We start from the raw sequence: 23811 nt of genomic DNA, 5'->3' as shown, positions 1-23811 counted from the left end.
AAGGAAATAGAAAATGAAACAAGAACGATTTCCATTGGTGTCAGATGACGAGGTCATGCTGACTGAAATGCCAGTCATGAACTTGTACGATGAGTCTGATCTGATCAGTAATATCAAGGGTGAGTATCGAGATAAAAATTATTTAGAATGGGCTCCTATTACTGAAGAGGCGCCAGTCAAACCGATTGAAAAGCAAGTCGAGAAACCTAAAAAAGCTCCTTTAGGGGTTAAAAAAGAAGGAAAGAGCTATGCGGAGGTGGCGCGTGAAGAAGCGCGTGCAGACTTGAAAAAGAAACGCTCTGCTAACTATCTAACTCAGGATTTCAGCCGTGCGAGACGTCATTCTAAATCAGGCCTTGTTAGACAGGGTAACCAACCGACAGCTCCTTTCCAAAAGGAAAATCCTGGTGAATTTGTCAAATATAGCCAAAAATTGACCCAGTCTCATTATATCTTGGCGGAAGAAGTTCATTCTATCCCTACCAAGAATGAAGAAGTGTCAGCACCTGCTCCAAAGAAAAACAACTATGATTTTCTAAAGAAGAGCCAAATCTACAATAAAAAAAGTAAACAAACAGAACAAGAACGTCGGGTTGCCCAAGAGTTAAATCTGACCAGAATTACAGAATAGGGGAGAAAACATGCCAAAGACATATCATTTTATCGGAATTAAGGGATCAGGGATGAGTGCCTTGGCCTTGATGTTGCACCAAATGGGGCACAAGGTTCAAGGATCAGATGTTGAAAAATACTACTTTACTCAACGTGGTCTTGAGCAGGCAGGAATTACTATTCTTCCTTTTGATGAAAAGAATCTAGACGGTGATATGGAAATTATCGCTGGAAATGCCTTTCGTCCAGATAACAACGTCGAAATTGCCTATGCAGACCAAAATGGTATCAGCTACAAACGTTATCATGAGTTCCTTGGTAGCTTTATGCGTGACTTTGTTAGCATGGGAGTAGCAGGAGCGCATGGAAAAACTTCAACGACAGGTATGTTGTCTCATGTCTTGTCTCACATCACAGACACTAGCTTCTTGATTGGGGATGGGACAGGTCGTGGTTCGGCCAATGCCAAATATTTTGTCTTTGAATCTGACGAATATGAACGCCACTTTATGCCTTATCACCCAGAATACTCTATTATCACCAACATTGACTTTGATCATCCAGACTATTTCACAAGTCTAGAGGATGTTTTCAATGCCTTTAATGACTATGCCAAACAAATTACCAAGGGTCTTTTTGTCTATGGTGAAGATGCAGAATTGCGTAAAATTACGTCTGATGCACCAATTTATTATTATGGTTTTGAAGCAGAAGGTAATGATTTTGTAGCTAGTGAGCTTCTTCGTTCGACAACTGGTTCAACCTTCACAGTTCACTTCCGTGGACAAGAATTGGGTCAATTCCACATCCCAACCTTCGGTCGTCACAATATCATGAATGCGACAGCCGTTATTGGTCTTCTTTACACAGCAGGATTTGATTTGAACTTGGTGCGTGAGCACTTGAAAACATTTGCTGGTGTTAAGCGTCGTTTCACTGAGAAAATTGTCAATGATACAGTGATTATCGATGACTTTGCCCACCATCCAACAGAAATTATTGCGACCTTGGATGCGGCTCGTCAGAAATATCCAAGCAAGGAAATTGTAGCAGTCTTCCAACCGCATACCTTTACAAGAACCATTGCCTTGTTGGACGAATTTGCTCACGCTTTGAACCAAGCGGATGCTGTTTACCTAGCACAAATCTATGGTTCTGCTCGTGAGGTGGACCATGGAGATGTTAAGGTTGAAGACCTAGCCCAAAAAATCAACAAAAAACACCAAGTCATTACTGTTGAAAATGTTTCTCCACTCCTAGACCATGACAATGCTGTCTATGTCTTTATGGGAGCAGGAGACATCCAAACCTATGAATACTCATTTGAACGTCTCTTGTCTAACTTGACAAGCAATGTTCAATAGGATGTTCTCATGGAAATTCCAATTAAGATTATTCAGGTAAGTAAGTCTGATTTGGCTGAGATAGAGGCACTTCAAACTTCGTCTTATCCAGCTGAAAAGCAGCAACCTTCCCATATTTTAGAAGAAAGTATCCGTAAGTGTGCGGATACCTTTCTTCTAGCTAGGGATGAAAATCAACTGTTAGGCTATATTCTATCAAGTCCCCAGTTAGACAATCCGCAATGTCTAAAAGTACATTCTTTAGTCATTGAGTCTGACCATCAGAGACAGGGCTTGGGAACACTTCTTCTTGCAGCCTTGAAAGAGGTGGCAGTTGAGCTGGAGTACAAGGGGATTCGTTTGGAGAGTCCTGATGAGCTGCTTTCCTATTTTGAAATGAACGGTTTTATTGATGAAGAAACTTCCCTTTATGCAACAAGCCAGGGTTATAGTATGATTTGGTTTAATCCCTTTTATCTGGAGGCACAATGGAAATCAGACAAGCAAAATTAGAAGATTTGGATCGTATCGTTGAGATTGAACTAGAAAATTTCTCGATTGAAGAAGCCATTCCTCACTCTGTTTTTGAGGCGCATTTGCGAGAAATTCAGACCTCGTTTCTGGTTACGGAAAAAGAAGGTAAGATTATTGGTTATATCGAAGGGCCAGTTGCCCCTCACCGCTATCTACAAGACCAGTCTTTTACAGAAGACATAAAAGACTATAGTCATGAGCCTGGTGGCTATATCTCTGTGACCTGTCTCTCTATTGCCAAGGAGGCACAGGGAATAGGACTAGGTCAGAAATTGCTAACAGCCTTGAAAGAAGTTGCTCTTGAAGATGAGAGAGAAGGCATTAACCTAACCTGTCATGACTATCTCATCGCCTACTATGAAAAACACGGATTTGTCAACGAAGGCTTGTCCCAGTCAACCTTTGCAGGGGAAACTTGGTATGATATGGTCTGGGAAGCTAAAAAATAGGCAAGACAAGGCATCATAGGTTGCTTTTCCTAGACTTTTAAGATATAATATTATGGATTGTCAACGAGGAGGAAAAACTTTTGAGTGAAAAGTCAAGAGAAGAAGAAAAATTAAGCTTTAAAGAGCAGATTTTACGAGATTTAGAACGAGTTAAAAAACATGAAGAAGATCAGGAGGAAGTTGATTTAGCTTCAATAAAACCCCAATTTTCTTCTAAAAATGACCAGTCGATAGAAGAGCTAATGGAAGATTCTCTGTCAGCTGTAGAGGAGATTATGAGAAAAGCTCCTACCGTGCCTACTCACCCAAGTCAAGATGTACCAGCTTCTCCAGCAGATGAGATTCAAAGAGAAACTCCTGGTGTTCCAAGTCATCCAAGTCAAGATGTGCCTTCTTCTCCCGCAGAAGAGGCTGTAAGACAAGCTCCACTTGCTCCTAGTCACCCGAGTCAAGAAGGACCTTCTACTCCATCAGCGGAGGGAGTATCAAGACCAACTCCAGGACCTGTTAGTCCTAGAAAAGTAGAAAAGGAATTTAATGAAATCCCAACGAGGGTAGCTGTTTCTTATAAGACAGAAGCTCAGAGAGAGGTAAAAAGAGAAGTTCCTACTTCAAAACCAGTAGAGGGAAAGAAAGTTGTAGAAGAAATGCCTGCAACTCCACGTCGTAGCCGTCGTGAGACGGTTAAGTCAACCAAGAAGAAAAAATCAGGATTTAAGACCTTCTTCATTTCTCTACTTATTTTCCTAGGTTTGATTTCAGCAGGTGCTTACTTCGGTTATCAGTATGTTCAGTCATCTTTACAGCCTGTGGATGCTTCATCTAAACAATATGTGACAGTGCAAATCCCAGAAGGAGCTAATGTTCAAACAATTGGTTCAACTCTTGAAAAGTCTGGTTTGATTAAACACGGAGTGATTTTTGCTTTTTATGCGAAATATAAAAATTATTCAGATTTGAAGTCTGGCTATTACAATTTGCAAAAGAGTATGAGTACAGAAGATATCATCCATGAATTGCAAAAAGGTGGAACAGCTGAAGCTCAAGAACCTGCGCTTGCGAATTTAACAATTCCAGAAGGTTATACGATTGATCAAATGGCACAAGCGGTAGGTCAATTGCAAGGTGAATTCAAAGAGCCTTTGACAGCGGATGCTTTCTTGGCTAAAGTGCAAGATGACAACTTTATCAGCCAAGAAGTTGCCAAATATCCTAGTCTACTTGAAAGCTTGCCTACAAAGGAAAGTGGCGTTCGTTACCGTTTGGAAGGATTCCTCTTCCCAGCTACATACTCTATCAAGGAAAGTACAACTATTGAAAGCTTGATTGATGAGATGTTGGCAGCTATGGACAAGACTTTGGCACCTCATTACAGTACGATTAAGTCTAAGAATTTGACGGTCAATGAATTGCTGACCATTGCTTCTCTTGTCGAAAAAGAAGGAGCTAAGACGGAAGACCGTAAGTTGATTGCAGGTGTATTCTACAATCGCTTGAATCTTGGTATGCCACTTCAAAGCAATATTGCCATCTTGTATGCCCAAGGAAAACTTGGTCAGAAGATTAGTCTTGCTGATGATGTTGGAATTGATACGACAATTAATTCACCGTATAATGTTTATACGAAAGCTGGTTTGATGCCAGGTCCAGTAGATAGTCCAAGCTTGGATGCCATCGAGGCAAGTATTAATCAGACTAAGAGTGATAACTTATACTTTGTAGCTAATGTTACAGATGGTAAGGTCTATTATGCTACTACTCAGGAGGAGCATGATCGTAATGTCGCTGAACATGTCAACAGCAAATTAAACCAAACAAACTAAAATTATGTGATGCTTCACATAATTTTAGTTAGAAAATATCATCAGAAGAAAGTTGAGAAAAATGGCAGAAAAAACATATCCTATGACCCTTGCGGAAAAGGAAAAACTTGAAAAAGAATTAGAAGAATTGAAATTGGTCCGCCGACCAGAAGTGGTAGAACGCATTAAGATTGCCCGTTCATACGGTGACCTTTCTGAAAACAGTGAATACGAAGCGGCTAAGGATGAACAAGCCTTTGTTGAAGGACAAATCTCTAGCTTGGAAACAAAAATCCGTTATGCTGAAATCGTCAATAGTGACTCAGTTGCCCAAGACGAAGTAGCGATTGGTAAAACAGTTACTATCCAAGAAATTGGTGAGGATGAAGAAGAAGTTTATATTATCGTTGGTTCAGCTGGTGCGGATGCCTTTGCAGGTAAAGTGTCGAATGAGAGTCCAATTGGACAAGCCTTGATTGGCAAGAAGACAGGTGACACAGCAACCATTGAAACACCTGTTGGTAGCTATGATGTAAAAATCTTAAAGGTTGAAAAAACAGCCTAAAAATAGAAAAAAGGAGTGGGGAGGCGATGCGCTTCACTCACTCCTTTTTCCATTTTGCTACTCTTCGAAAATCAAATTCAAACCACGTCAGCGTCGCCTTGCCGTACTCAAGTACAGCCTGCGGCTAGCTTCCTAGTTTGCTCTTTGATTTTCATTGAGTATAAATTAAATTGAATTGGAGACGATATGAGTTCAAAGAAGAAAAAAAATAAGATGGAGCGTGGTCTAACCAATCGTCACGTGCAGGTTATGGCCATTGCTGGAACAATTGGAACAGGACTCTTTTTGGGAGCAGGTCGCTCTATCAGCTTAACAGGTCCTTCCATTGTGCTGATTTATATGATTACTGGAGCCTTTATGTTCCTCATGATGCGTGCGGTTGGGGAAATGCTCTACCAAGACCCTGAGCAACATACCTTTATCAACTTTATCACGCGTCATTTGGGTAAGGGCTGGGGTTATTTCTCGGTTTGGTCTTACTGGCTATCTGTTGTCTTTATCGGTATGGCGGAAATCACTGCTATCTCTCATTATGTTCAGTTTTGGTTCCCTAGCTGGCCAAGTTGGATGATTGAGATTGGATTTTTAACCATTCTAGCCTTGGTCAATCTGATCGCGGTGAAGCTCTTTGGGGAAGTTGAGTTTTGGTTTGCTATGGTCAAGATTGTGGCTATTTTAGCCATGATTGCAACAGGAGTCTTTATGGTCTTGACAGGCTTTAAGACACCACATGGAGTAGCAAGTTTGGCTAATATTGCTGACAATTTCTCCCTCTTCCCAAATGGTGGAGTGAATTTTGTCATGGCCTTTCAGATGGTTTTCTTTGCTTATCTCATGATTGAGTTTATCGGGGTCACAACTTCTGAAACCAAGAATCCACGTCAGGTCTTGCCAAAAGCCGTTAAGGAAATTCCTTTGCGTATCGCCTTTTTCTACGGTGGTGCCCTCTTAGCCATCATGGCTATCATTCCGTGGCGTGAACTTGCTTCAGCTGATTCTCCCTTTGTTACGGTATTTGAATTGGCAGGTATCAAGTGGGCAGCGGCCTTGATTAACTTTGTCGTCTTGACGTCAGCAGCATCTGCTCTTAACTCAACCCTTTATTCAACAGGTCGTCATTTGTATCAGATTGCCCATGATTCGCCCAATCCATTCCTAAAAGCGATCAAGGCAGATACCCTTTCTCGCCATAATGTGCCACAAAATGCCATCATCGCTTCAGCAATCTTGATTGCCCTAGCAGCCTTTATTAATGTCTTGCCAGGAGTTTCGGATGCCTTTGCCTTGATTACGGCATCATCATCAGGTGTCTATATCGCCATTTATATCTTGATTATGGTGGCTCACCTTAAATACCGCAAGTCACCAGACTTTATGGCAGATGGCTATCTTATGCCCCATTATCGTTTCCTAAATCCCTTAACCATGCTCTTCTTTGCCTTTGTCTTTGTAACCCTCTTTTTACAAGAGTCTACATTTGTAGGAGCAATCGGATCAGCTATCTGGATTATCGGTTTCGGGATTTATAGCCAGTGGAAATTTAGAAAATAGATTTGAAACTCATCAACTCAGGTTGGTGAGTTTTTGCTAGTTTGACAGTCTATTGAAATAAGACTATAATCAAGCTGTAATAGTGTTTGAGGAGGTTTAGATGTACTTTAGATTGGAAAATAAGGAATCCCATAAATCACAAGAAATAGGAAATCTGATTCGTGCTTATAACCGTTCAAAAAGAGAAGAAGCTGAAAGTGAGCCACTTAATCTTTATGTCGAAGATGAAAAGGGCAATATCCTGGCAGGTTTGATAGCAGAGACTTTTGGAAATTGGCTAGAAATCGAGTATTTATTTGTAAAAGAGGAACTGCGAGGGCAAGGAATCGGTTCAAAACTATTGCAGCAAGCAGAAACTGAAGCTAAGAATCGAAACTGTTGTTTTGCTTTTGTCAATACCTACCAGTTTCAAGCTCCAGATTTTTATAAAAGGCATGGCTACAAGGAAGTCTTTACCTTACAAGACTATCCTTACATTGGGAAAAGATATTATTACCAAAAGGATTTGTAAGGAGAATAAAGCAAAGAGGGGCTTTATATAAGTATGGAGGTATGATGGTGGCTATGGGTAACGTTTAAGTAGATTCTCGATCAGTAGCAGTTAGAACCTAGAAATTGTGTCTTTTTAGGTGATAGTGAGGACAATACAACCGCAGCTGAGAAATTGGGAATCAAGGTCTATAAGGTTAAGAAAAGAAGCGATGCCGTCGATTTTTTGAAAAAAAATGAATAAGCAGAAAACTCTCTATCATTTAGGTGGTAGAGTTTTTTGTTAATAAAATATTACAAAATGACATTTATATATTGCATTAAGTTAGATATATGGTATAATGTTTTTAAAAGAAGCGCAACTTTTTAAGAATGTGAAGGAGGACGCTAGTGGCTAAAAATTTAAAATTAAAATTAGCTCGGGTGGAGCGTGATTTAACACAAGGGGATTTGGCAGAAGCTGTGGGCGTTACTAGGCAGACTATAGGCTTGATTGAAGCTGGGAAATACAATCCTAGTCTTTCCCTCTGCCAGTCCATTTGCAGATGCTTAGGAAAAACATTAGACCAACTATTTTGGGAGAAAGAAGATGAAAAATAGAAAAAAACTTGTGATCAAAGATGAACGTACAGAAAAATTGGATGGAAAGATTTCAGGAGAAATTCTTTTGGGAATGTGCCTATTTTTGGCACTGGAAATTTTTGCCAAAGTTTATATTTTTAATTTAACGCTTCTATCCTATTCACCAGAATTACTTTTATTGATTGGAGTAGGTTTGTATGCCATTATTCGCCGCATGTATGTAGGAATTGATATTCGAGATATTGTTGAGAATACTGGAAAAGAAAGAATTTTATCTGCTTTGGGATTTTCTATAGTGATTTTATTGATTGATATCATAGGCAATCGCGAGGAACTGGTCAGTCTATTGACTTGGAAGTACTCCCTAAAAGTGGTTCTAGCAGTTATCATCTATCTCGTTGGGAGTTATTCTATGGATAGAGTTATCCTATACTTAAATCGCAGAAATCAGCAAGTTTGGGAGGAAGAAGATGAAAAATAGATTTTTTTATTATCAATTACTAGACGAAAGAGAAGAACAACTGATCAATAAAGCGGGGGCTGAAAGTTTCTATATCTCTATAGCTTTCTTGCTTTTATCTTATATGATTGCAGTATTAGCACCAAGTCTTTTTAATCCGAGAATGATTCTCATCGTTATCATTATTGGAACTTTTTACTTTTTCGGCCGTGCTCGAGATTTGGGTGTGAACTACTATAGTCGTTTTCATTTTACAATTTTAGGGTGTTTGCTGGTAACTCTCGCTATTACGACTCTTTTGATGTTGCAGAATTATCAATTTAACATAGAAATTTATCAGCACAATCCTTTGAACGTTAAATACTTATCTGCTTGGGTCATTACTTATCTGATTTACCTTCCCTGGGTCTTTATTGGCAATCTTGGTCTGAAGAGCTATGGAGGATGGGCTCAGAAAAAATTTGAGCAAGACATGGATGAACTGGAGACTGGTGAATAGCTTGTTACTCTTTTCTCAATCCAGCTAAAATGTGATATAATAGTACTAATTTATTGGAATACATGAAAGTTCTTGAAAATTTTCATGGGTTTCTAGTTAAGGAAGTAGGAAAAGTATGTATCCAGATGATAGTTTGACATTGCACACGGACTTGTACCAAATCAACATGATGCAGGTTTACTTTGACCAAGGGATTCACAATAAAAAGGCGGTCTTTGAGGTTTATTTCCGCCAGCAGCCTTTTAAGAATGGCTATGCGGTTTTTGCAGGTTTGGAAAGAATTGTGAGTTATCTTGAAAACCTGCGTTTTTCAGATAGTGATATTGCCTATTTGGAGTCGCTAGGCTATCATGGGGCATTCTTGGATTACCTTCGAAATTTCAAGTTGGAGTTGACCGTTCGTTCTGCTCAAGAAGGGGACTTGGTCTTTGCCAATGAACCGATTGTACAGGTGGAAGGCCCTCTAGCCCAATGTCAATTGGTCGAAACGGCTCTTTTGAATATTGTCAACTACCAGACCTTGGTGGCGACTAAGGCAGCTCGTATTCGCTCGGTTATTGAAGACGAACCCTTGATGGAGTTTGGGACACGTCGGGCTCAAGAAATGGATGCGGCTATCTGGGGAACACGCGCAGCGGTGATTGGTGGTGCTAATGGAACTAGCAACGTGCGTGCGGGTAAACTCTTTGACATTCCTGTCTTGGGGACCCATGCCCACGCCTTGGTACAGGTTTATGGCAATGACTATGAAGCTTTCAAGGCTTATGCTGCGACCCACAAAAATTGCGTTTTTCTTGTGGACACTTATGACACTCTTCGCATCGGTGTGCCAGCTGCCATTCAGGTGGCGCGTGAGCTGGGTGACCAGATTAACTTTATGGGTGTGCGGATTGACTCTGGGGATATTGCCTACATTTCCAAGAAAGTTCGTCAGCAACTGGACGAGGCTGGCTTTACAGAGGCTAAGATTTATGCTTCTAATGATTTGGACGAAAATACTATCCTAAATCTCAAGATGCAAAAGGCCAAGATTGATGTCTGGGGTGTGGGAACTAAGCTGATTACAGCCTATGACCAACCAGCTCTTGGGGCAGTTTACAAGATTGTTGCAATCGAAGATGAAAATGGGAACATGCGCAATACGATTAAGCTGTCTAATAATGCGGAAAAAGTGTCTACGCCAGGTAAGAAGCAGGTGTGGCGCATTACCAGTCGTGAAAAAGGCAAGTCAGAAGGCGATTATATCACTTATGATGGCGTAGATGTTGCCAGCATGACAGAAATCAAGATGTTCCATCCGACCTATACCTACATCAAGAAGACCGTTCGTAATTTTGATGCTGTTCCTCTCTTGGTGGATATTTTCAAGGATGGAAAATTGATTTACAACCTGCCTAGTTTGACTGAGATTCAGGACTATGCTCGTAAGGAGTTTGACAAGCTTTGGGATGAGTATAAGCGTGTGCTCAATCCGCAGCACTATCCAGTGGATTTGGCGCGTGATGTATGGCAAGATAAGATGGACTTGATTGACAAAATGCGCAAGGAAGCTCTTGGTGAAGGAGAAGAAGAATGAGTTTGCAAGAAACGATTATCCAAGAACTGGGCGTGAAACCAGTGATTGATGCCCAGGAAGAAATCCGTCGTTCCATTGATTTTTTAAAAAGATACCTGAAAAAACATCCCTTTCTTAAAACCTTTGTACTTGGGATTTCTGGGGGACAAGACTCAACCTTAGCAGGTCGCTTGGCTCAATTAGCTATGGAAGAACTGCGAGCAGAAACGGGCGATGACAGCTACAAATTTATTGCTGTCCGCTTGCCATATGGAGTGCAAGCTGATGAAGCAGACGCTCAAAAAGCCCTAGCATTCATCAAGCCAGATGTCAGTTTAGTAGTGAATATCAAGGAATCTGCAGATGCTATGACAGTAGCAGTTGAAGCGACAGGAAGCCCTGTTTCAGACTTCAACAAGGGCAATATCAAGGCTCGTAGTCGTATGATTGCCCAATATGCCCTTGCGGGTGCCCATAGTGGAGCGGTCATTGGAACAGACCATGCTGCAGAAAATATCACAGGTTTCTTTACCAAGTTTGGTGACGGTGGTGCGGATATTCTCCCTCTTTATCGCCTCAATAAGCGTCAAGGAAAACAACTCTTGAAGGAACTTGGTGCAGAACCAGCCCTTTATGAAAAAATCCCAACAGCAGACCTAGAAGAAGATAAACCAGGTCTAGCTGATGAAGTAGCCCTCGGAGTCACTTATGAAGAGATTGATGACTATCTAGAAGGCAAAAAAATCAGCCCAGAAGCCCAAGCAAGAATCGAAAACTGGTGGCACAAAGGTCAACACAAACGCCACCTACCCATCACCGTATTCGATAACTTTTGGGAGTGAAAACCTTCAGTGGAGGTTTTCAGCCTCTCACCTTGAAATAAGAAAGTGAGAGAAGGTCCGGTGGACCTTTTTAGCTTATTATCTTGAAATTCAAAAGCAAAACAAGTTTCAATGGAGATTGGGCAGAGAATCATCTATCAGAAAGCGAGGTAGCGTCATGACAGCAATCGGTACGCAAATATTACAGACAGATCGTTTAATCTTGCGAAGATTTGTGGAAAGTGATGCAGAAGTCATGTTTCAGAATTGAGCTTCATCCGCTGAGAATCTGACCTATGTTACCTGGGATCCCCATTCTAATGTCGAAATCACTCGAAACTCGATTCGAAATTGGGTTGCCTCCTATACCAATCCCAACTATTACAAATGGGCCATTTGTCTCAAAGAAAAGCCAGAGCAGGTGATAGGAGATATCAGTATCGTTGCAATAGATGAGAACGATTCTTCTTGTGAAATTGGCTATGTGTTAGGCAAAGCTTACTGGGGACATGGGATTATGACAGAGGCCTTGAAATCTGTCTTGGACTTCTCCTTTACTCAAGCAGGATTTCAAGAAGTCAAGGCACGTTATGCCAGTCTCAATCCAGCTTCAGGTCGTGTCATGGAGAAGGCTGGAATGTCCTATCTCAAGACTATTACCAATGGTGTAGAGAGAAAAGGCTATCTTGCGGACCTTATTTATTATCAGATAAGTAGGGAAGACTAGTGAATTTTCTTTTCAGTTTCCATCAAAGTCAGACCTTGTCTGGCTTTTTTTGTAAGATTTCTAAATAACCTGATTAAATTCCTATTTTTCCCTATCATTGTCCCTGTTTTTTCTGGAGTTTTGGGGCTATAATAGTCCTATCAAATCAAAGAATGGAGGAAGGCAATGGATAATATAATCTTTTTTATCAGTGTTTTTCTTGCTGGAATTCTCTCCTTCTTTTCTCCTTGTATTTTACCCTTGTTACCGGTCTATGCAGGAGTCTTACTGGATGACAAAGATAGTTCTCAGGCTTCGAGTGGCAAATTTTTAATCTCAGTTGTCAGTTTATTGCGAACTCTGGCCTTTATAGCGGGGATTTCCTTTATTTTTATCTTGCTGGGTTATGGAGCTGGTTTTTTAGGCAATTTGCTTTATGCTTCTTGGTTTCAGTATGTGACGGGTGCGGTCATCATTCTCTTGGGCTTGCACCAGATGGAAGTCTTACATTTTCAGGGACTTTACAAGGAAAGAAGGCTACAATTACAGAGGCAGGGGCAAAAGGGTAAGGGCTATAGTCAGGCATTTTTACTGGGCTTGACCTTTAGTTTTGCTTGGACGCCATGTGTGGGGCCGGTTCTGGGCTCTGTTTTAGCCTTGGTGGCTTCAGGTGGTTCAGGTGCTTGGCAGGGAGCTGGGCTCATGTTGATCTATACGCTGGGTTTGGCGCTACCATTTTTGGTTCTAGCTCTAGCCTCCAGCTATGTTTTGAAACATTTTCGAAAACTCCATCCCTACCTCGGAACCCTCAAAAAAGTAGGTGGTTTCTTCATTATCGTGATGGGAATATTGGTGCTTTTGGGAAATGCTTCCATTTTGACTACATTATTTGAATAGAGAGGAAAAAGAAATGAAAAAATGGCAAACATGTCTCCTTGGAGTAGGATCAATCTGTTGCTTGGCAGCCTGTTCGGCTAAAAACATGTCAGACGAATCTACTATGAAGGAGCAAACAAAAACTGAACAAGTTAGTTCGCAAACTGCGACTAAAGGTCAGGCGGTTGCTGATTTTGAACTAACGGGAGTAGATGGCAAGACCTACCGTTTATCTGATTATAAGGGTAAGAAAGTCTATCTCAAATTCTGGGCTTCTTGGTGTTCCATCTGTCTAGCCAGTCTTCCAGATACGGATGAAATTGCTAAGGATGCTGGTGATGACTATGTAGTTTTGACAGTGGTGTCTCCTGGACATAAGGGGGAACAAGCAGAATCAGACTTTAAGAACTGGTACAAGGGCTTGGATTATAAAAATTTCCCAGTTCTAATTGACCCATCAGGTAAACTTTTAGAAAGTTATGGTGTTCGTTCTTATCCAACTCAAGCCTTTATAGACAAGGAAGGCAAGCTGGTCAAAACGCAACCAGGTTTTATGGATAAGGATATGATTTTAAAAACATTGAAAGAAATGGGGTAGAGAAAGGCCATGAATGATAAAGTAAAATTGTTTGTTTTGGCAGGAATCTTTTTCCTAGCCATAAGCGGTTTCTATTTTCTATTGATGCGAAATGCAGGGCGGACAGATAGCTCGCAAATTGAGAAAGCATCAGTTAGCCAAGGAGGAAAAACAGTGAAAAAAACAGAAGTGAGTAAAGATGCAGACTTGCACGAAATTTATCTAGCTGGGGGATGTTTCTGGGGAGTGGAAGAATACTTCTCACGCGTTCCCGGGGTGACAGATGCCGTATCAGGCTATGCAAATGGTAGAGGGGAAACAACCAAGTACGAGTTGATTAACCAAACAGGGCATGCAGAAACTGTTCATGTTACCTATGATGCCAATCAAATTTCTCTCAAGGAAATCCTGCTTCATTATTTCCGCATTATCAATCCAACCAGCAAAAATAAACAAGGAAATGATGTGGGAACCCAGTACCGTACTGGTGTTTATTACACAGATGACAAGGATTTAGAGGTGATTAACCAAGTCTTTGATGAGGTGGCTAAGAAATACGATCAACCTCTAGCAGTTGAAAAGGAGACCTTGAAGAATTTTGTAGTGGCTGAGGATTACCACCAAGACTATCTCAAGAAAAATCCAAATGGCTACTGCCATATTAATGTCAATCAGGCAGCCTACCCCGTCATTGATGCCAGCAAATATCCCAAACCAAGTGATGAGAAATTGAAAAAGACCCTGTCACCTGAGGAGTATGCAGTTACCCAGAAAAATCAAACGGAACGGGCTTTCTCAAACCGTTACTGGGATAAATTTGAATCTGGTATCTATGTGGATGTGGCAACTGGCGAACCTCTCTTTTCATCAAAGGATAAGTTTGAGTCTGGTTGCGGATGGCCTAGTTTCACCCAACCCATCAGCCCAGATGTTGCTACTTACAAAGAAGATAAGTCCTACAATATGACACGTATGGAAGTGAGAAGCCGAGTTGGAGATTCCCACCTTGGCCATGTCTTTACGGACGGCCCACAGGACAAGGGTGGCTTGCGCTACTGTATCAATAGCCTTTCTATCCGCTTTATTCCCAAAGACCAAATGGAAGAAAAAGGCTACGCTTATTTACTAGATTATGTCGATTAAGAGGGCTTTCCTAAGCAGTTAGAGGAGAATTTTGCTATACTGATACTAGTAAGTGGCAAAGGAGAGAAGCATGACCTATACAATCTTAATCGTAGAAGATGAATATCTGGTAAGACAAGGCTTGACCAAACTGGTTAATGTAGCAGCTTACGATATGGAAATCATCGGTCAGGCTGAAAATGGAAGGCAGGCTTGGGAATTGATTCAACAACAAGTTCCAGATATCATTCTAACCGATATCAATATGCCTCAGTTAAATGGCATCCAGTTGGCTAGTCTGGTTCGAGAAACCTATCCTCAGATTCATCTAGTTTTTTTGACAGGCTACGATGATTTTGATTATGCCTTGTCTGCTGTCAAGCTAGGTGTAGATGACTATCTGCTCAAACCCTTTTCTCGTCAGGATATTGAGGAAATGTTGGGGAAAATCAAGCAAAAATTGGATAAGGAAGAGAAAGAAGAACAGTTACAAGATTTACTGACCGATAAGTTTGAAGGAAACCTGGCTCAGAAAATCCAGTCCCATCTGGGTGACAGTCAGTTTAGTTTGAAGTCTTTGGCCAGTGACTTGGGCTTTAGTCCGACTTATCTGAGCTCCTTGATTAAGAAAGAGTTGGGTCTGCCTTTTCAGGATTACCTGGTGCGAGAACGTGTCAAACAAGCCAAGCTCTTGCTTTTAACTACAGATCTGAAGATTTACGAGATAGCTGAAAAGGTTGGTTTTGAAGATATAAATTACTTTACCCAACGTTTTAAACAGATTGCAGGTGTGACTCCGCGTCAGTTTAAGAAGGGAGAAGATCGATGAGGCGTTCTTCTCTCCTAGTCAGAATGGTTATTTCCATCTTTCTGGTCTTTCTCATTCTACTAGCTCTGGTTGGGACTTTCTACTATCAATCGAGTTCTTCAGCCATTGAGACCACAATTGAAGGCAATAGCCAAACGACTATCAGTCAGACTAGCCATTTTATCCAGTCTTATATCAAAAAATTAGAAACCACCTCGACCAGTTTGACCCAGCAGGAGGATGTCCTAGCCTATGCTGAGAATCCCACTAAAGACAAGGTAAAGGGAATCCGAAATCTGTTTTTGACCATCTTAAAGGCAGATCAGGACTTGAAAACTGTTGTCCTGGTGACCAAATCCGGTCAGGTCATTTCTACAGATGACAGTGTGCAAATGAAAACTTCCTCTGATATGATGGCTGAGGATTGGTACCAAAAGGCCATTCATCAGGGAGCCATGCCTGTTTTGACTCCAGCTCGTCAATCAGATAGTCAGTGGGTTATTTCTGTAACTCAAGAACTTGTTGATGCAAAGGGAGCCAATCTGGGTGTGCTTCGTTTGGATATTTCCTACGAAACTCTAGAAGCCTATCTCAACCAGCTTCAGTTGGGTCAGCAGGGTTTTGCCTTCATCATCAATGAAAACCATGAATTTGTCTACCATCCTCAACATACAGTTTATAGTTCGTCTAGCGAAATGGAGGCCATGAAACCCTATATTGAGACAGGGCAGGGCTATACTCCAGATCACAAATCCTACGTCAGTCAGGAAAAGATTGTAGGAACAGATTGGACGGTGCTTGGTGTGTCTTCGTTGGAGAAGTTAGACCAGCTTCGGAATCAACTCTTGTGGACCTTGCTTGGAGCTAGTGTCACCTCTCTTCTTGCCTGTCTCTGTTTGGTGTGGTTCAGTCTTAAACGCTGGATTGCTCCTTTGAAGGATTTGAGAGAAACCATGCTGGAAATTGCTTCAGGTACTCAGAATCTTCGTGCCAAGGAAACTGGTGCCTATGAACTGAGAGAAGTGACTCGCCAATTTAATGCCATGTTGGATCAGATTGATCAGCTGATGGCGGATGTTCGCAGGCAGGAAGAAACGACCCGTCAGTACCAACTTCAAGCCCTATCGAGCCAGATTAATCCGCATTTCCTCTATAACACCTTGGATACCATCATCTGGATGGCTGAATTTCAGGATAGTCAGCGCGTGGTTCAGGTGACCAAGTCCTTGGCAACCTATTTCCGCTTGGCGCTCAATCAAGGCAAGGATTTGATTTGCCTGTCTGACGAAATCAACCATGTCCGCCAGTATCTCTTTATCCAGAAACAACGCTATGGAGATAAGCTGGAATACGAAATTGCTGAAAATCCTGCCTTTGATCATCTAGTCTTGCCCAAGTTAGTGTTACAACCCTTGGTAGAAAATGCCCTTTACCATGGCATTAAGGAAAAAGAAGGTCAGGGACATATTAGAGTTTCTGTTCAGAAACAGGATTCAGGACTGGTCATCCGTATTGAGGATGATGGAGTTGGTTTCCAAGATGCTAGCGATAGTAGTCAAAGTCAGCTAAAACGTGGGGGAGTTGGTCTTCAAAATATTGACCAACGGCTCAAACTTCATTTTGGAGCCAATTACCAGATGAAGATCGATTCTATTCCCTCAAAAGGGACGACGGTTGAAATATACATAAATAGAATAGAAACTAACTAACTCCCAGTCAATTCTGGGAGTTTTATGCGTAATTGGGCAAGCTTTCTAGGTTGTCTATCTTGCTAAAACGTAGAAAAAACGATATGATAGATAGTGACAAAAGAGGTATCAAGTATGAAGGAAAAAGACATTCAAAGAGAAACAAGCCAGATTGTAAAAGATGTATTAGAAAAGGCCAATTTGAAGCAAGGATCTATCTTTGTTTTGGGCCTTTCTTCTAGTGAAGTGATAGGTGGTCAGATTGGCAAGGAATCCAGCCAAGAAATTGGCGAAATCATTGTGAAGACCATCCTAGATATCTTAGAGGAAAAAGGAATTCATCTAGCTGTTCAAGGCTGTGAACATGTCAATCGGGCCCTCGTTGTTGAACGTCAGTTGGCAGAGCAGTTGGGTCTGGAAATCGTCAGTGTCCTTCCTACCCTTCATGCAGGAGGTTCAGGTCAGTTGGCAGCCTTCAAGTTTATGAAGGATCCAGTTGAGGTTGAATTTATCAAGGCTCATGCTGGATTGGATATCGGAGACACTGCAATTGGCATGCATGTTAAGCATGTTCAGGTTCCGATTCGTCCTCTTTTGAGAGAGATTGGTCATGCCCACGTAACGGCATTGGCTAGTCGTCCAAAATTAATTGGAGGTGCGCGTGCGCATTATCCACAAGATTCTATTAGAAAGTCGTGAAAATGAGAAAAACAAAACAGCAACTAGAAAAAATCACAAAATATTCAATTCGTAAGCTAACTGTTGGGGTAGGTCCTGTAGCCATCGGAGCCTTCCTTTTTGGAGCCAGTGCCCTTTCGGTAGATAAGGTTCAAGCCAATGAAGTTGGCGGTGCTCATAGCGTTCATTACCGTTATTTGGCGGAGCAGGAATTGACCGAGTCTGAAAAAGCCCTGATTCACCATGAGGTTCCTACAGAATTTCAAGATGATGATATTCTCTATGTAGTTTATCGTAAGAAGGCAACTAACAGTCAACAACTTCCCTATACCGGAAGTAAGGAGCTAGCCCTAGCAGGTCTTGGCTTGGCAACGGCTTCTCTAGCAGTCTTTTTGGTGTCTAAAAAAGGTCGTAGAGAAGTTCTAGGTGTTCTCTTGATTGGTTCTTTAGGAGCTAGTACCTTTGTACCTTATGGGACATTTGCATTTGAAAATAAAGAATTGCTTTCTTATAACCAAACTATTTCAGCCTCTACCCATGAAGGCTTGGCTGAAGGGATTATCCACATTGATGGCTATGAGTATATTGGATACTTTAAGGAAGCGGAACTCCATCCATCAAGACCAGCTTCAGTTGACCATCCTCAGTTGCCAGTAGAAAAGCAAAGTTCAAAAGAAAATGAGAAAATAGAAGTAGTTCAAGAAAGACCTGCTGTCACTCCAGAAACTGTCATCGAAAAACCTGTAGTAGAGACTCCAGTTGCTCCTGCTATTGAAGAAAAACCAGTTTCTGAGAAGCCTCAGACAAGACAGGAAGAGAGCTTGGTTGAGATTCCTTTTGAAACGGTCACAAGCCCAGATGCGAATCTAGCAGAAGGACAGACTCGTATCGTCACAGCAGGAGTAAAGGGTCAGCGTCGTCTTGTAACTAAAGTATCGATGGTCAATGGTCAAGAAGTTAGAGAAGTCATTGAAGACCAAGTGGTTCAAAATCCTGTGTCGCAAGTCATTGCAGTCGGAACTAAGAAAGAGGTGCAACCTGCCCCAACTCCAGTACCACAAACTGAACCAAGCCACCAAGTAGCTAAAGGGACGCAAGAGGCAGGAAAAGAAGGTCAAGCACTAACACAGCCAGAATTGCCAGAAGCTACCGTAGAGTCTAAAGTAACCCAAGAGGCAGGCAAAGAAGGTCAAGCTTTAACTCAACCGGAATTACCAGAGGCTAAAGTAGAGTCTAAAGGAACTCAAGAGGCAGGTAAGGAAGGTCAATCTTTAACGCAACCGGAACTACCAGAAGCTATAGTAGAGTCTAAAGGAACTCAAGAGGTAGGTAAGGAAGGACAAGCCTTAACGCAACCGGAACTACCAGAAGCTATAGTAGAGTCTAAAGGAACTCAAGAGGCAGGTAAGGAAGGACAAGCTCTAACACAACCGGAACTACCAGAAGCTATAGTAGAGTCTAAAGGAACTCAAGAGGCAGGTAAAGAAGGTCAAGCACTTGTTCAAGATCAATTACCTGAGTATAAGGTGACTGAGGGAACCCTTGTTGAAGAATCAACTACAGAAATTGACTACAAAACTGAAACGACTGAGGATCCAACTAAGTATACAGACGAAGAAACTATCCTACGAAATGGTGAAAAAGGAAGTCAAGTTACAAAAACAACCTATAAAACGGTAGAAGGTGTCAAAACTGACCAAGTTCTTTCAACCAGTACGGAAGTGACCAAGGAGCCTGTAAACCAACAGGTAAGCCGTGGTACAAAACCAATTGAAGGAACTCTTGTAGAGGAAAGCCTTGAAAAGATTCCATTCAAAGAAAAGATTGAAGAAGATGCTCAACTGAAAAACGGTTTAGAAGTTGTAGCTCAAGAAGGTAAAGAAGGTCAGAAAAAAATCACCAAGACTTTTAATACCATTAAGGGAGTTAAAACAGAGGACGCTCCAAAAGTTACAGAGGAAATCCTTGAGGCCCCTCAAGACAAAATTTTGAAACGTGGTACCAAGAGCTTTGAAAAACCAGTATTGACCATCACAGCAGTTGAGCCTAAGGATTTGAAACGGATTTCAGATGTTAAATACAGTCTAGAAAATCCAAGCAAGGCAGCCATTAAATCTATCACCTTAACTCTGAAAAAAGGTGATGAGATTGTGAAAACATTGAATGTTTCACCTGACAACTTAACAGCTAACCTGACAGATTTGCAATACTACAAAGATTATAAGATTGAAACTAAGATGGTTTATGACCGTGGTGAAGGCGATGAGGAAGTAGTTCTGAATGAAGAACCTCTAAGACTTGACCTCAAAAAAGTTGAAATCAAAAACATTAAAGAAACAAGCTTGATGAGTGTGGACGCTGACGGTAATGAAACAGATACTAGTTTGCTGACAGAAAAACCAGCTGATGTTGCCCCACTTTATCTACGAGTGACCACTCACGACAACAAGGTTACACGACTTGCTGTTGACAAGATTGAAGAAGTAGAAAAAGACGGAAAAACTTTATATAAAGTCACTGCCAAAGCACCAGACTTAGTTCAACGTAATGCAGATAACACACTTAGCGAAGAGTATGTTCATTACTTTGAAAAACAAAAAGCACACGAAGGTGATGTATATTATAGCTTTGACGACCTTGTAAAAGCTATGCAAAAAGACCCGACTGGCACATTTAAGCTTGGTAGCAATATCAATGCTGCTAACGTTAAACCAGCAGGAAAATCTTATGTTACTAATACTTTTAAAGGAACATTAACAAGCACTGACGGTAATAAATTTACCATTAGCAATATGAACAGACCTTTGTTCGGTGATATTGTCGGTGGTACTGTTAAAGATTTACTACTTGAAAATGTAAATATCGACATGCCAGGGACTGATAGGATTGCACCACTAGCGAATGTTATCAAAAATAATGCTACTGTAGAAAACATTAAAGTAACAGGTAACGTTGTTGGTAATAATGATGTATCTGGTGTTATCAATAAAATTGATGGTAGTGGAAAATTAAGTAACGTTGCATTTATCGGTAAAGTACACGCTGCTGGAAATCGAGGTGGTTACTTAACAGGTATTGTCGGTGAGAACTGGAAAGGTATTGTAGAAAAAGCTTATGTTGATGCTGAAATTACAGGTAACAAAGCTAAAGCTGCAGGAATCGTATATTCATCTCAAAATGGTGGCAACAACAGCACTTTAGGTAAAGAAGGTACTCTTCGAAACTCTGTAGCAAAAGGATCTATCGAACTGAAAGAAGCCGTTATGTCTGGTGGACTGTTAGGGACTAACTGGGCACTAGGGGCTATAGAAGACAACATCACTATGATGAAAGTTAAGACTGGTGAAATGGTCTTTGGTCACTCTGATATTGATGCTGATGATTACTTTACATACTCTAGAACGAAGCGCAACTACAGTGTTGAGGGTGTAAGTGAAGGTAAAACAACTTATAAAAATTCTAAAAAAATTCCTAGCATAACTAAAGAAAAAGCTGATGAATTAATTGCTAAAATGGGAATCACTGCTGATAAATTCGAAAGCACACTTCCTATTGAAGACAAACTGAACAATATTGTAAGTAAAGCTGATCAATACAAAAACATTGATGACTATGATGCATCTCGTGAACTTGCTTATCGTAATGTTGAAAAACTTCAACCGTTCTACAACAAAGAATGGATTGTAAATCAAGGAAATAAATTAGCCGCTGATAGTCCATTAATGACCAAAGAAGTATTGTCTGTAACTGCAATGAAAGGCAATGACTTTGTCACAGACCTTACAGATGCCGACCATATTATGGTTCACTACGCGGATAAGACAAAAGATATCTTTACGATTTCTCCTAAGGACTCTCAAGTTAAGCAAGTAAAAGAGTATAGTGTTGCTGAGCTTGGTGAAGTTGTTTACACACCAAACATGGTTGTTAAAGATCGTGCTGACTTAATCAGTGCTATCGAAAGTAAATTGAGTCCAGTTGAACTGCAATCTGACGATGTTTACAAACTGTTTGGAAGAAATGGTGATGGAAAAGTTAACGCAGTTAAGAATCTTTATCTAGAAGAAAGCTTCAAGTATGTGAAAGATAATCTTACTCAATTTGTTACGAAGTTAGTGGAAAATGAAGATCACCAACTGAACACAGATGAAGCCGCTAAACGTGCCTTGATTAAGAAAATCGATGACAACAAAGCAGCAGTTCTTCTTGGTTTGTCTTACCTCAACCGTTACTACGGAGTTAAATTCGATGACTTTAACATTAAAGAGTTAATGTTATTCAAACCTGACTTCTACGGTAAGAACGTTAGTGTATTAGATAGAATTATTAATATTGGTTCTAAAGAAAACAACGTGAAAGGTAATCGTACTCACGATGCATACCGCGAAATTATTGCTGGTGCTACTGGTAAAGGTAATTTACATGAGTTCCTGAAATACAATATGGAACTCTTCACAAGTGATACAGACTTAAACGATTGGTTCATAAAAGCAACTAAAGATAATGTATATGTCGTTGAACCGAAGACAACAACTCCTGAATTTGCTGATAAGAAACACAGAGCATACGAAGGATTGAATAATGATGTTCACGGTAAAATGATTCTTCCACTATTAAACTTAAAAGATGCTCACATGTTCTTAATCTCAACATATAACACTATGGCATACAGTTCATTTGAGAAATATGGTAAGAATACAGAAGCAGAACGTGAGGCATTCAAGAAAGAAATCGATAAAGTTGCTAAAGGCCAACAAAATTACCTAGACTTCTGGTCTCGATTATCATTAGATAAAGTTCGTAATCAACTACTTAAGAGCAACAACATGGTTCCAACACCAGTACTAGATAACCAAAACTATAAAGGTATTAGCACAGATCGTTATGGTCATACTGCTAGTGGTAAAGATGTCGCTCCTGTTCGTGAATTATATGGACCAACAGATCGTTATCACGCAACTGACTGGCGTATGGGAGCTGTAGCTCGTATTTACGGAAACCCTTATAAAGATGATTCTGTATTCTTCATGGTTACTGATATGATCAGTGACTTCGGTATCTCAGCCTTCACTCACGAAACGACTCACGTAAACGACCGTATGGTTTACTTAGGTGGTTCTAGACACCGTGAAGGTACTGACCTAGAAGCATTCGCACAAGGTATGTTACAATCACCTGCTGAAACAAGTCCAAATGGAGATTTTAAAGCACTAGGATTGAACATGGCCTACGAACGTCCAAATAATGGAAATCAATGGTATAACACGAATCCAAATGACCTTACTTCTCGCGATGAAATTGATCATTACATGAAAGGTTTCAATGATACCCTCATGCTTCTTGATTACCTTGAAGGAGAAGCTGTTATTGATAAACAGGATAAAGCTTTAAATAGTGCTTGGTTCAAGAAAGTGGATAAAAAACTACGTGGAGCTAATACGAAGAACCAATACGACAACGTTAGAGATTTAAATGCAGAAGAAAAAGAATATCATTTAACATCTGTTAACGACCTAGTAGATAAGAACTTCATGACCAAACACGGTCCTGGTAATGGTACTTATGACCCAACTGGATTTGGCTCTGCCTATGTAACGGTGCCTATCACTGCTGGTATCTATGGTGGTAATACAAGTGAAGGAGCTCCAGGCTCTATGTCATTCAAACATAACACCTTCCGTATGTGGGGTTACTTTGGATATGAAAAAGGCTTCCTAAATTATGCTTCTAACATGCTGAAAAATGAGTCTAAACAAGCTGGTCATGCTACTCTAGGTGATGACTTTATCATTAAGAAAGTTTCTGATGGTAAATTTAATACTCTAGAAGATTGGAAGAAAGAATACTTCAAAGAAGTTGTTGATAAAGCGAAAGCAGGATTTAACCCTGTTACAATCGACGGTACTACATACAGTAGTTACGATGACTTGAAGAATGCATTCTCTGCTGCCGTTGATAAAGATAAAGCAACTCTTAATAATGGCTCAGTTAAATTTGATAATACCGTATCACTTAAAGAGAAAATCTTCAAGAAACTTCTTCAACAAACAAACAGCTTTAAAACTTCAATCTTTAAATAATTGAAATCTCTCAT

Annotated in this window: 20 protein-coding genes and 1 pseudogene; all 21 read left to right on the top strand. The window is 40.6% G+C overall.

Annotated features, from left to right (window positions below; translation table 11 throughout):
* Nucleotides 1-13 precede the first annotated feature (13 nt).
* The 21 genes and pseudogenes from QS39_RS09690 (at nt 14) to QS39_RS09585 (ending at nt 23797) form a co-directional block, all read left to right on the top strand.
* Nucleotides 14-631: a divisome accessory protein ZapJ gene (locus tag QS39_RS09690; RefSeq protein WP_023938462.1), complete on the top strand. Its 618-nt coding sequence runs from the start codon at nt 14-16 to the stop codon at nt 629-631.
* A gap of 10 nt (nt 632-641) precedes the next feature.
* A complete protein-coding gene (murC, locus tag QS39_RS09685; RefSeq protein ID WP_033677684.1) occupies nt 642-1976 on the top strand; it encodes a UDP-N-acetylmuramate--L-alanine ligase in 1335 nt (444 codons plus the stop codon).
* 9 nt (nt 1977-1985) lie between these two features.
* Nucleotides 1986-2468, top strand: coding sequence for a GNAT family N-acetyltransferase (locus QS39_RS09680; protein WP_077805381.1), 483 nt, complete (start codon nt 1986-1988; stop codon nt 2466-2468).
* Nucleotides 2444-2938, top strand: coding sequence for a GNAT family N-acetyltransferase (locus tag QS39_RS09675; RefSeq protein WP_077805380.1), 495 nt, complete (start codon nt 2444-2446; stop codon nt 2936-2938). Before QS39_RS09680 ends, QS39_RS09675 begins: the two co-directional genes overlap by 25 nt.
* A gap of 80 nt (nt 2939-3018) precedes the next feature.
* Nucleotides 3019-4761, top strand: coding sequence for an endolytic transglycosylase MltG (mltG, locus tag QS39_RS09670; RefSeq protein WP_077805379.1), 1743 nt, complete (start codon nt 3019-3021; stop codon nt 4759-4761).
* Nucleotides 4762-4822: 61 nt separating this feature from the next.
* A complete protein-coding gene (gene greA / locus QS39_RS09665; RefSeq protein ID WP_000818750.1) occupies nt 4823-5305 on the top strand; it encodes a transcription elongation factor GreA in 483 nt (160 codons plus the stop codon).
* A gap of 186 nt (nt 5306-5491) precedes the next feature.
* A complete protein-coding gene (locus QS39_RS09660; RefSeq protein ID WP_070479450.1) occupies nt 5492-6856 on the top strand; it encodes an amino acid permease in 1365 nt (454 codons plus the stop codon).
* A 100-nt stretch (nt 6857-6956) separates the two neighbouring features.
* Nucleotides 6957-7367 carry a GNAT family N-acetyltransferase gene (locus QS39_RS09655; protein WP_077805378.1) on the top strand — a complete coding sequence of 137 codons (411 nt, stop codon included), beginning with the start codon at nt 6957-6959 and terminating at the stop codon, nt 7365-7367.
* Between the two features lie 368 nt (nt 7368-7735).
* Nucleotides 7736-7945, top strand: coding sequence for a helix-turn-helix transcriptional regulator (locus QS39_RS09645; protein WP_077805377.1), 210 nt, complete (start codon nt 7736-7738; stop codon nt 7943-7945).
* A complete protein-coding gene (locus QS39_RS09640; protein ID WP_049521462.1) occupies nt 7935-8408 on the top strand; it encodes a DUF6773 family protein in 474 nt (157 codons plus the stop codon). The genes QS39_RS09645 and QS39_RS09640 overlap by 11 nt, the downstream gene beginning before the upstream one ends.
* A complete protein-coding gene (locus QS39_RS09635; RefSeq protein WP_077805376.1) occupies nt 8398-8886 on the top strand; it encodes a DUF6773 family protein in 489 nt (162 codons plus the stop codon). Before QS39_RS09640 ends, QS39_RS09635 begins: the two co-directional genes overlap by 11 nt.
* A 115-nt stretch (nt 8887-9001) precedes the next feature.
* Nucleotides 9002-10462, top strand: a complete 1461-nt coding sequence (locus QS39_RS09630) for a nicotinate phosphoribosyltransferase (RefSeq protein WP_077805375.1) — start codon at nt 9002-9004, stop codon at nt 10460-10462.
* On the top strand, nt 10459-11283 hold the full coding sequence (nadE, locus tag QS39_RS09625; protein ID WP_077805374.1) for an ammonia-dependent NAD(+) synthetase: 825 nt from the start codon (nt 10459-10461) through the stop codon (nt 11281-11283). Before QS39_RS09630 ends, nadE begins: the two co-directional genes overlap by 4 nt.
* Nucleotides 11284-11440: 157 nt before the next feature.
* A pseudogene (locus QS39_RS09620) lies at nt 11441-11989 on the top strand (GNAT family N-acetyltransferase).
* Between the two features lie 165 nt (nt 11990-12154).
* Entirely contained in the window at nt 12155-12865 is a 711-nt protein-coding gene (ccdA2, locus tag QS39_RS09615) for a thiol-disulfide oxidoreductase-associated membrane protein CcdA2 (protein ID WP_077805373.1), read from the top strand.
* A gap of 13 nt (nt 12866-12878) precedes the next feature.
* Nucleotides 12879-13442 carry a redoxin family protein gene (locus QS39_RS09610; protein ID WP_077805372.1) on the top strand — a complete coding sequence of 188 codons (564 nt, stop codon included), beginning with the start codon at nt 12879-12881 and terminating at the stop codon, nt 13440-13442.
* Between the two features lie 9 nt (nt 13443-13451).
* Complete coding sequence (gene msrB / locus QS39_RS09605; protein ID WP_077805371.1) at nt 13452-14564, top strand: peptide-methionine (R)-S-oxide reductase MsrB; 1113 nt, start codon at nt 13452-13454, stop codon at nt 14562-14564.
* A 70-nt stretch (nt 14565-14634) separates the two neighbouring features.
* Nucleotides 14635-15372 (top strand): response regulator transcription factor, encoded by a 738-nt coding sequence (locus QS39_RS09600; protein WP_077805370.1) that lies wholly within the window; start codon nt 14635-14637, stop codon nt 15370-15372.
* A complete protein-coding gene (locus QS39_RS09595) occupies nt 15369-17060 on the top strand; it encodes a cache domain-containing sensor histidine kinase (protein ID WP_077805369.1) in 1692 nt (563 codons plus the stop codon). The genes QS39_RS09600 and QS39_RS09595 overlap by 4 nt, the downstream gene beginning before the upstream one ends.
* A gap of 114 nt (nt 17061-17174) precedes the next feature.
* The gene (locus QS39_RS09590) at nt 17175-17738 is read left to right on the top strand and encodes a TIGR01440 family protein (protein ID WP_180375030.1); all 564 of its coding nucleotides are present in this window, start codon (nt 17175-17177) and stop codon (nt 17736-17738) included.
* A gap of 2 nt (nt 17739-17740) precedes the next feature.
* Complete coding sequence (locus QS39_RS09585; protein WP_077805367.1) at nt 17741-23797, top strand: ZmpA/ZmpB/ZmpC family metallo-endopeptidase; 6057 nt, start codon at nt 17741-17743, stop codon at nt 23795-23797.
* The last annotated feature ends 14 nt before the right edge of the window (nt 23798-23811 follow it).

Origin of the sequence: Streptococcus mitis, assembly GCF_002005545.1 — a bacterium.
Classification (GTDB): Bacteria; Bacillota; Bacilli; order Lactobacillales; family Streptococcaceae; genus Streptococcus; species Streptococcus mitis_I.
The sequence above is the reverse complement of the archived record's forward strand: the minus strand, read 5'-3'. Positions and strand labels throughout refer to the sequence as shown.

Coding starts and splice junctions, on each gene's coding strand:
- QS39_RS09590 (WP_180375030.1), top strand. CDS start 17,175: ATGAAGGAAAAAGACATTCAAAGAGAAACAAGCCAGATTGTAAAAGAT.
- QS39_RS09675 (WP_077805380.1), top strand. CDS start 2,444: ATGGAAATCAGACAAGCAAAATTAGAAGATTTGGATCGTATCGTTGAG.
- greA (WP_000818750.1), top strand. CDS start 4,823: ATGGCAGAAAAAACATATCCTATGACCCTTGCGGAAAAGGAAAAACTT.
- QS39_RS09660 (WP_070479450.1), top strand. CDS start 5,492: ATGAGTTCAAAGAAGAAAAAAAATAAGATGGAGCGTGGTCTAACCAAT.
- QS39_RS09600 (WP_077805370.1), top strand. CDS start 14,635: ATGACCTATACAATCTTAATCGTAGAAGATGAATATCTGGTAAGACAA.
- QS39_RS09585 (WP_077805367.1), top strand. CDS start 17,741: ATGAGAAAAACAAAACAGCAACTAGAAAAAATCACAAAATATTCAATT.
- QS39_RS09655 (WP_077805378.1), top strand. CDS start 6,957: ATGTACTTTAGATTGGAAAATAAGGAATCCCATAAATCACAAGAAATA.
- QS39_RS09610 (WP_077805372.1), top strand. CDS start 12,879: ATGAAAAAATGGCAAACATGTCTCCTTGGAGTAGGATCAATCTGTTGC.
- murC (WP_033677684.1), top strand. CDS start 642: ATGCCAAAGACATATCATTTTATCGGAATTAAGGGATCAGGGATGAGT.
- QS39_RS09630 (WP_077805375.1), top strand. CDS start 9,002: ATGTATCCAGATGATAGTTTGACATTGCACACGGACTTGTACCAAATC.
- nadE (WP_077805374.1), top strand. CDS start 10,459: ATGAGTTTGCAAGAAACGATTATCCAAGAACTGGGCGTGAAACCAGTG.
- msrB (WP_077805371.1), top strand. CDS start 13,452: ATGAATGATAAAGTAAAATTGTTTGTTTTGGCAGGAATCTTTTTCCTA.
- QS39_RS09680 (WP_077805381.1), top strand. CDS start 1,986: ATGGAAATTCCAATTAAGATTATTCAGGTAAGTAAGTCTGATTTGGCT.
- QS39_RS09595 (WP_077805369.1), top strand. CDS start 15,369: ATGAGGCGTTCTTCTCTCCTAGTCAGAATGGTTATTTCCATCTTTCTG.
- ccdA2 (WP_077805373.1), top strand. CDS start 12,155: ATGGATAATATAATCTTTTTTATCAGTGTTTTTCTTGCTGGAATTCTC.
- QS39_RS09640 (WP_049521462.1), top strand. CDS start 7,935: ATGAAAAATAGAAAAAAACTTGTGATCAAAGATGAACGTACAGAAAAA.
- QS39_RS09635 (WP_077805376.1), top strand. CDS start 8,398: ATGAAAAATAGATTTTTTTATTATCAATTACTAGACGAAAGAGAAGAA.
- QS39_RS09690 (WP_023938462.1), top strand. CDS start 14: ATGAAACAAGAACGATTTCCATTGGTGTCAGATGACGAGGTCATGCTG.